The following is a 7,879-nucleotide window of genomic DNA, read 5'->3' as shown; positions in this document are numbered from 1 at the left end:
GTCTACATCTCCAATGCTGAGCTTTATCGCGTGATCGAAGCCTTTTATCCAGAAACGGTGACGCCGCATCTGCGGCGCCTTGCCGCCAAGCAGGCCGGCATTCCACCCCATGAGGTTTGGGGCAGCAGGGATGGGGTCGCAGCCTTCAAGCGAATTAAGCGACGCTCCCTATTCATAGGCATGAGCGACGGCAGCCGCATCGACATCATGCGGCGCGCCAACAGCGGCCGCATCACCCAGGAGCAGGTCGTGCCGATGATGAATATCGGCACCGAGAAATGGCTCGATCTTGCGAAGAAAATCAAGGAAGCCGACGCCGGCGACGAACAGTTCGAGCACGTCTACCTGATCGACGATTTCACCGCCTCAGGTACGACCTTCATTCGCTTCAAGGATGGCGAGTGGAAGGGCAAGTTGCAAAAGTTCAACGACATGCTGATCGGTGCGCGCAAGGCGGTTGAGGAACAGGGAAAGACCTTTCCGATCGTCGAGAATTACGCGCTGCATATTCATCATTATGTCTCGACCACCCAGGCGCACGAGGCGCTCCTCCAACGTACCAAATTGGCCAATCTCGAATGGGCGGACCGAACCTTCGGGTCAATCGATGTGACCCAGGGCACCTTGCTGCCCGCCTCGCTCAAGCTCAATCTAGGCGCTGACGACGCCGTCATCGCGCTTTGCGAAAAGTACTATAATCACGATCTCTACCTTCGGCTGGTCGAACATGCAGGCGAGGCAGAGCAGGCCGATCTCAAGATGGGTTATGCCGACTGCGCTTTGCCGCTTATCCTTGAGCACAACACACCTAACAACAGCATTCCACTACTCTGGGCGGAAACGACCAACGAAAATGGTCACGCGATGCAGCCCTTGTTTCGTCGGCGTGATAGGCACGGCTGACCATGGCAAATCCATTCCTCCGCCGCGCCACCGAATACATTCGTGACGACACCACTTTCCTGGAGATCGTGAGTCCGGCGCCGCTCACCACATTCCTGGCCGAGCATCCCCGCAAGGCCGACATTTTCGATCTGCCTATCCGCATCGTCGGCGCGCCGGGAAGCGGCAAAACCATGTTGGCCATGCTGGCCGAGTTTCGCCTCGTCGAAACGATCCTGCGCGACCCCACCAACGACACTAACAAGCAGCTTTCCATAGCCCTCGCCGGCGCTGGGTTTCTGCAAGACGGGAAACCCGGGGTCGCAGCTGTCCGCATTCCTATGGAATCCGAGTATCGCGACTTCTGGGAGTTGCCCTATGAGGACAGCGTCAAAACCAAACTCGCCCTGTGGCTGGTCCAGGCGCGCACTATGCTCGCTCTGCTGCGTGGCCTAACCAATGGCGACCATCGCCGGCTCGACGAGATTCGCTTCATCGCCCGGGAAGCATCGGAAGCGCACCTCGAGCAGATCGGGGGGCTGACCGCGACCGGTATTCGCGACCGCGCGCTCGAAGTGCAGCGCGCGATCTATTCAATCGGAGCGAGTTTGCTGCCGCCAGACATCGATAAATTGCCGAAGGCAGCGACTGAACCCTATCAGCCTTTCGAATGCATCCAGGAGATCGATATTCCGTGGATGGGAGAGCGTCTGACGGTCAAGCCGCTCGCTATCCTAGACGACGTCCACGCGCTTCACCCAGACCAGTTCGAGCAGATCTTCACCGCGCTCGCGCGACGAGAGATCAAATTCGGACGCTGGTTGATGATGCGGCTCGACGCCCTCAGCCCTGGCGCCGTGTTCCGGTCGGCTCGTAGTGTCGCCACGCATAATCTCCAGCCCGACCGCGACTATGTCGATATCTTCATGCAGGGCGGCGAAAGCCGCGACAAGGAGCGGCGGCGCTTCCGCGACATGGCGGCGGACATGGCAGACCGCTACCTCCCGCGCGTCACCGCCTTCCGCAATCGTAACCTTCCGCCATTTCGGCGGCTTGTCCCCGACGAACCACCACGCCTGTCTGAGGCGAAGCTGCGCGAACTCGCGGCTCTCGTCGAGCGCGACCAGCAGCGCTTCGACGTAACTCCGGCGCGGCGCATCTCGATCGAGGAACTGGTGGCTGGCTATCTTGCGGGGACGCAATCTGGCGACCGTGAGCCGGAGGTCGCCCTTGCCATGGTCCGAGTCCTGATGGCGCGTTATGCCAACCGCGTTTCCGATCAGCAGGTATCACTGTTCGAGGACTTTGATCCAGAACCGCGGACACCGCTCAAGGCGAATGCATCGGTCGCCGAGGCCGCCAGGCTGCATCTCCACGCGCTGAGCGGGCGTGCTTTCCACTACGGTTTCGACACGCTGTGCGACGCAAGCAACGAAAATGCCGAGCTGTTCCTCCAACTCGCCGGCGCGCTAGTCGCACGCATGGAAACCCAAGCGATCCGGGGACGAGCGCTGGCGCTTCCAGCGAGTGCACAACAGGATGTGCTGAGCGCCAAGGCTGTAGAAATAATGGATGGTTGGGCGTTCCCCTTCGCACGCCGTGTCCGCGCGATGGTCGATGGCATCGCGTCGGACTGCCGCGAAGTCTCGCTGCTGCCCCACGCCCGTCTCGGTGCCGGCGCCAATGCGGTTGGTGTTCTAGAAGAGGAGATGGCCAAGCTTCTCCTCTCAAACGACGAGCTTGCGCTCATCCTCAAATATGCCGTCGCCCATGGCGCGATCGAGGTCACCCGTGACTATGGCCAAGGAAGCAAGAACTGGTGCCTCATCGAGCTCAGCGGCGTGGTTGCACTCTCGCATGGGCTGACCTTGCACCGGGGCGGCTTCCTCGAGCGCGATGTTGGCTATCTGCGCGAGCAGGGGGGCTTGGATGGCGCATAACCATTGGGAAAACTGCATCGCCCACTTCGATGCGCAGGTCGACGTGTTCGCAGGAGAATACTTTGGGCGCACAGACGTCCATTGCCTGCTGGTGGCCGCCGCGGGCTTCGACCCCCGATCGCTCGGTATCGCGACGATTCTCGCCGGTCATCTTGGTGAACGTCTCAAGGGCCTATTCATCCGGGAGGAGCGAGGTACCCCGGACGCGGGTCTCGTCGCGGCGGCCGATCAGAACGCTGTACTACTCAGAAGCCTGGTACCCGGGTGCGAAATTGCCACGGTTGATATTTTCGGCAACGATAATGCGCCGATCGCCGGAGCGCGCACCGCTTCGGTCATCCGTGGTCACAGCATCGCCGCTGAAACCACCGACATCGTGCTCGACATGACAGCGTTATCGATCGGCGTCGCGTTTCCCGCCGCGCGCCTCCTGCTCGACTATTGTGAGAGCTGCGGCATTGCTTTCCACATCATGATCGCGTCTAACCCAGAGTTGGACGATGCCATTGCGAGCGAACCGGGTGATCGTCCGATTGCCGTTCGTGGCTTTGCCGGCACCGACCAAAGCGATGCGAAGCTGGAGATCGCGCGAATCTGGGTCCCACAGCTGGCCAAAGGGCGCACACGCGCGCTCACTGATATCGGCCGTTCGATCCGCGGCACCTATAAGATCTGTCCGGTAGTACCGTTCCCGGCACGCGATCCGCGCCGGGCGGACGCGCTGATCGCCGAATATGAGGCTCAGCTCGTCGACGAGTGGCAGGTGGACCCGCGTGATCTCGTATATGTCTCCGAATCCAACCCGTTGGATTGCTATCGGACCTTGAGCATACTCACCAAACGCTACTCCGACGCGGTCGAGCAGGTATTCGTACCGTCGATCATCCTCTCCCCCGTCGGCAGCCGCGTAATGGCTGCGGGGGCGCTCATGGCCGCGATCGAGCATGACCTTCCCGTCCAGTATATCGAGACTGTGCGCTACGACTTCGATCCGGCAAAGCCTGCGGTCGCGGCGACACCCGACATGCGCGTCCACCTTCTCCTGTCCGGCCCTGCCTATAGCGAACTTGGCGATGCATCCGCCGCACCGGCCGGTGCGGCATTTAAGGCTGAGACGGTGAGGGACAAACCAGCATGACCCGATTCGCCGAAAAGCTCGACACGCTGCTGCGCACCGCCGAGTTGGTCGCGAGCGCGGATTTGCGCGTGCTGGCCGAGGCGCTTCGGCAAAGCCGGCACCGCCAGGTGGTCGCAATTGGGTCCGGTGGCTCGGCGATCACCGCGCAGTATTTCGCGCGGTGTAGGGAAACGCTGTTTGAAGCAGCAACTCACGTAGTGACCCCGGCCGAATTCGTGCTCGCCAACGACGAACTTAAGCAGAGTGATGTCTGGTTATTCAGCGCTGGCGCCGACAATGCCGATAGCATCGCCAGCGTGGCCGCCGCTCGCTCGCGCGGTGCCGCACAAATCCATCTCCTGACGCGCAACGCCACTGGCGCTGCGGTTCAGGCCATTTCCGCAGATCCTGGCAACACAGTGACCAGCATTCCGGTCGCCGATGCGAAGGACGGTTTTCTCGCCACCCATTCGCTCATCGGCTCGGTCCTCGCACTCTTGTTCGCCAGCGATCTGGTATCGGCCGATCCATTGGGCGAGGCGCTCGTTGCAGCTGTAATCAAACGCCTGCGCAAGTGGATGAACCCAGCAACCCGGCAGGCCATGCAGGCTCAACTCGCCGATGTGCGGAGTGACGATGTCCTGCTGATCGTCGCCGATCCCCAGCTTCGCGCCGTCGCCGAGCTTATCGAGACCTCCGCTTGGGAGGCTGCGCTGTGCCCGATCCAGCGAACCGACCTCCGCAACTTCGCCCATGGTCGCCACACCTGGCTGCATCATCGAGGCGAACGAACCGTCATCCTCGGGCTGATCGGCGATGATAGCCGCGAGATATGGGAGCGCGCGAACTCCCTGTTGCCACAGGCGCTACGGCGGCATGTCTTCGACTTCGGCAATGCCGGTCGCATGCGCACAGCGGCCGGGATTGTCGAGGGCCTAGTGATCGTCGAGGCGATCGGGGCCGCGACCGGCATCGATCCAGGAAAGCCGGGTATCGGCGATTTTGGCCGAAACCTCTACGAGGAAGACGGATTACTCGCTCTTGCGCGTGAGCTTGGGCCAGCGGTCCGACAAAAGCGCTCGGCCGCACTCGAGCGCGATGATGTGACTGATAATCAAGTCTGTATCCGGGCTGCCTGCGCCGCGCGACGCGACGCGCTTGCGGACGCTCGGGTCGGCGCGATCGTCCTCGACTATGACGGCACGATCATTTCCGATGACGAGCGTTTCGGACATCCCCGGACTGCTATCGTCGATGAGCTTGTACGCCTCGATGCGATTGGCGTGCGCATTGCGATCGCCACCGGGCGCGGCGGATCGGGTGGCAAAGCGCTGCGCGCCGTACTTCCGGTGACTATGCGCGACCACGTGCTCGTAGGCTATTACAACGGGGCTTATATACAGCCTCTCAGCATCGACATCGAGGTGGATCGACCAGCGTCCGATCCAGACCTGGCGCAATGCTACGCTTGGCTCGGATCACATCCCGAATTATTCTCTGGAGCTTTCGAGGGGCGGTTCAGCGACGTGCAAATTTCGATCAAGCTCGATAATCTCGCTGATCGCTTGGCCTTTCCGGCGGCTCTCGCAGACTGTCCGTCCATCGCGTCTGGCGCCGTTCGGTTTAGGCGCTCAGGCCACAGCATCGATTTCTTTGCGGCCGGCACCAGCAAGCTCAGCGTCGTCGACCGCGTGCGGCAGAAGTTGCCGAACGACTTAGCAATTTTGTGCATCGGCGATAGTGGCGGTCGCGATGGTAATGACAATGAGCTGCTGTCGCACGCCCATGGGATCAGCGTTGGAACGGTCTGCGACCGCCACGACGGTTGCTGGACTCTGTTTGGCAAGACGCTGACCGGTCCCGAGGCGCTGCTGCGCCTGCTCCAGGCCTTGGAACGTGATGGTGACGGATGCGTTTGTTTAGATGTGTCCTCATTGGGACTCGACAGCTTTGCCGAAATAAGTGCAATTGCAAAACATTATGATCCCACAACGTGACGTGATTGATGTCGTCGGCACCGGTTTTGCGGTGCTCGATCGGCTTTACGCCGACGGCGATCTTGCCGCAGAGGCGCTTGGCGGGTCGTGTGGCAACGTGCTCGTGTCGCTTGCCATGCTTCAAAGGCAGGTCACGCCGGTTTTGGCACTTGGGCTTGATGAGATCGGTGAGCAGTTGCTTGCCGAGTTTGAGATCGCCGGCGCCGATACACGCTACATCCATCGTCATCCCGGACGCCGCTCTCCGGTCTTGCGCCAGGAACTCGACACCCGTTCGGGCCATCACAGCTTCAGTTTCACCTGCTGTGACACTTTCGAGGAATATCCGCGCTATCAGCCGATCGGCCACGAGGAGCTGCAATCTGCGACGGTCGCGTTAGAAAATTGCACACTCTTTTACACCGATCGCCTGTCGCCGGCGATCCTCGACGCGATGGCGCAGGCTTACCATGGCGGTGCGATCATCTATTTCGAACCGTCCGACATCGATCATGCGCTATTCGACGAAGCGCTCGCGATCACTAGCGTGCTTAAATATTCCTCGGATCGTTTGGGCCCCGAGCTCGACGATAAGGTAGCCGCCAGCGCGGCAATGGCGATCGTTACTTACGGCGCCGATGGCCTCGAACTCCGTCACGGTCGTGAGCGGATCTGGAGTGCGGCCTATCCTGCCAAGCAGGTGACGGACACTTGCGGGTCAGGCGACATGGTGAGCGTCGGGCTGATCGACTGGCTATTGGCCCGAGCCACGCCGCGGCTCTCGGGCCTGGATATCCATGACCTGATGGGCGGCGTAGTCGCAGGCCAGCGGCTCGCGGCGGAAAATTGCGCATTTGCCGGCGCGCGGGGCGTGTTCCGGCAGCGCGACGTCTCTTATGTGCGGTCCATCCTAGAGCATGCGCGGCGCGATTTCCCGACCTAGGCCGCCGCCGCCACCGGCGTTTCGCGGCGGAACTCCGCGCGCAACTCCATCAACAGCACGCCGAGCATATTCTTGCCGACCCCGTTCACTTCGCCCCAAAGGCGGTTGACATCATTGTCGACGGTGGCGCTCTCCACCAAACGAGCATCGCCTGTAGAGAGCAGCAGATTGCGCAGGTCGGTATGCTGCTCGAACTTGGCCCGGAGCACCCCGCGCATCCGGTCGAATTTGCCGACCGACCAGCCCGGCGCGACATCCCAATAATACAGGCCGTGCGCGGCCATCGCTAGTAATGCCGGGGACGGCGCACTCATCAGCCAGTCGCGGACAGCCTTCTTGCGCGGCTTCCCCGCCTGGTAGGCATGCTCGCTCGTGGCGAAGCGCTCACCCTCAAACTCGATTTCGCACCGATAAAGATTGCTGAACGCACCGTAGGGCCGCTCGCTGGCTCGATAGAAGCGGATTTCATCTGCCATAATGTGCCCCTTGCAAATTTGCACATTTTGTTACATGCAAATCTGCATGAAGGCAACTGAAAATGAAATTTCGGTACTCCGCGCAAGAATCGTCGCAGCGCGCACCGATTGCGCACTCACTGACACCCAAATCGGTGCTGTAGTTGGCGTGCATGCCAGCCAGGTCGGTCGCATCACGCGTGGCAAGTTTCGTCGCATTAGCGAAAGCGTCGTGCAAATTTGCAAGGTATTGGGGCTGGATATGGACTCAACCTTGATCGAGCCCAACGCCGAAACCGCCGCATGGACGAAGTTGCAGGCGAGCTTACGCGGCCTATGGGACAAGACCCCTGAGGGTGCCGACAAGATCGTACGAGTGCTTGATACCATCGGGGCGCTTCGCGAGCGCTAACCTCTTGCTATCGCTCGTCTGGAAGAGACCGGTAACTTCTTGGGGTAATCGCGGCTACGATTTGTTAGCGTGGACTGGGCCATCAACGTCCCTTGTTCAAGGAGACGACGATGGCGATGGAATGGACGATCTCAATCGAGGGTAAAAACGAGGG

Annotated in this window: 7 protein-coding genes; 6 read left to right on the top strand and 1 reads right to left on the bottom strand. The window is 60.8% G+C overall.

From position 1 onward, the window contains the following. The 5 genes from C9427_RS34340 to C9427_RS33185 form a co-directional block, all read left to right on the top strand. The coding region (locus C9427_RS34340) for a phosphoribosyltransferase-like protein (RefSeq protein WP_107653151.1) at window positions 1-903 on the top strand (903 nt) is incomplete at its 5' end. A 2-nt stretch (window positions 904-905) separates the two neighbouring features. Continuing rightward, window positions 906-2,822, top strand: a complete 1,917-nt coding sequence (locus C9427_RS33200; RefSeq protein ID WP_107653150.1) for a hypothetical protein — start codon at window positions 906-908, stop codon at window positions 2,820-2,822. Then, entirely contained in the window at window positions 2,812-3,960 is a 1,149-nt protein-coding gene (locus tag C9427_RS33195; RefSeq protein WP_107653149.1) for a hypothetical protein, read from the top strand. The genes C9427_RS33200 and C9427_RS33195 overlap by 11 nt, the downstream gene beginning before the upstream one ends. Continuing rightward, window positions 3,957-5,936: an HAD hydrolase family protein gene (locus C9427_RS33190; protein ID WP_107653148.1), complete on the top strand. Its 1,980-nt coding sequence runs from the start codon at window positions 3,957-3,959 to the stop codon at window positions 5,934-5,936. Before C9427_RS33195 ends, C9427_RS33190 begins: the two co-directional genes overlap by 4 nt. Further along, window positions 5,920-6,858 (top strand): PfkB family carbohydrate kinase, encoded by a 939-nt coding sequence (locus C9427_RS33185; protein ID WP_107653147.1) that lies wholly within the window; start codon window positions 5,920-5,922, stop codon window positions 6,856-6,858. Before C9427_RS33190 ends, C9427_RS33185 begins: the two co-directional genes overlap by 17 nt. Here the strand turns inward: C9427_RS33185 and C9427_RS33180 are convergent. Continuing rightward, a complete protein-coding gene (locus C9427_RS33180; protein ID WP_107653146.1) occupies window positions 6,855-7,334 on the bottom strand; it encodes a riboflavin biosynthesis intermediates N-glycosidase in 480 nt (159 codons plus the stop codon). The genes C9427_RS33185 and C9427_RS33180 overlap by 4 nt on opposite strands. Before the next feature lie 46 nt (window positions 7,335-7,380). Between C9427_RS33180 and C9427_RS33175 the strand changes: the two genes are divergently transcribed. Beyond that, window positions 7,381-7,725 (top strand): helix-turn-helix domain-containing protein, encoded by a 345-nt coding sequence (locus C9427_RS33175; protein WP_146172645.1) that lies wholly within the window; start codon window positions 7,381-7,383, stop codon window positions 7,723-7,725. Window positions 7,726-7,879 lie beyond the last annotated feature (154 nt).

Source organism: Mesorhizobium helmanticense (assembly GCF_003034915.1).
Taxonomy (GTDB): domain Bacteria; phylum Pseudomonadota; class Alphaproteobacteria; order Rhizobiales; family Rhizobiaceae; genus Mesorhizobium; species Mesorhizobium helmanticense.
Note: the sequence above shows the minus strand (reverse complement) of the source record. Positions and strands in the feature narration are given on the sequence as shown.

Excerpts from the sequence above, each read along its gene's own strand:
- C9427_RS33175 (WP_146172645.1), top strand. The coding sequence starts at position 7,381 with ATGAAGGCAACTGAAAATGAAATTTCGGTACTCCGCGCAAGAATCGTC.
- C9427_RS33200 (WP_107653150.1), top strand. The coding sequence starts at position 906 with ATGGCAAATCCATTCCTCCGCCGCGCCACCGAATACATTCGTGACGAC.
- C9427_RS33185 (WP_107653147.1), top strand. The coding sequence starts at position 5,920 with ATGATCCCACAACGTGACGTGATTGATGTCGTCGGCACCGGTTTTGCG.
- C9427_RS33190 (WP_107653148.1), top strand. The coding sequence starts at position 3,957 with ATGACCCGATTCGCCGAAAAGCTCGACACGCTGCTGCGCACCGCCGAG.
- C9427_RS33195 (WP_107653149.1), top strand. The coding sequence starts at position 2,812 with ATGGCGCATAACCATTGGGAAAACTGCATCGCCCACTTCGATGCGCAG.
- C9427_RS33180 (WP_107653146.1), bottom strand. The coding sequence starts at position 7,334 with ATGGCAGATGAAATCCGCTTCTATCGAGCCAGCGAGCGGCCCTACGGT.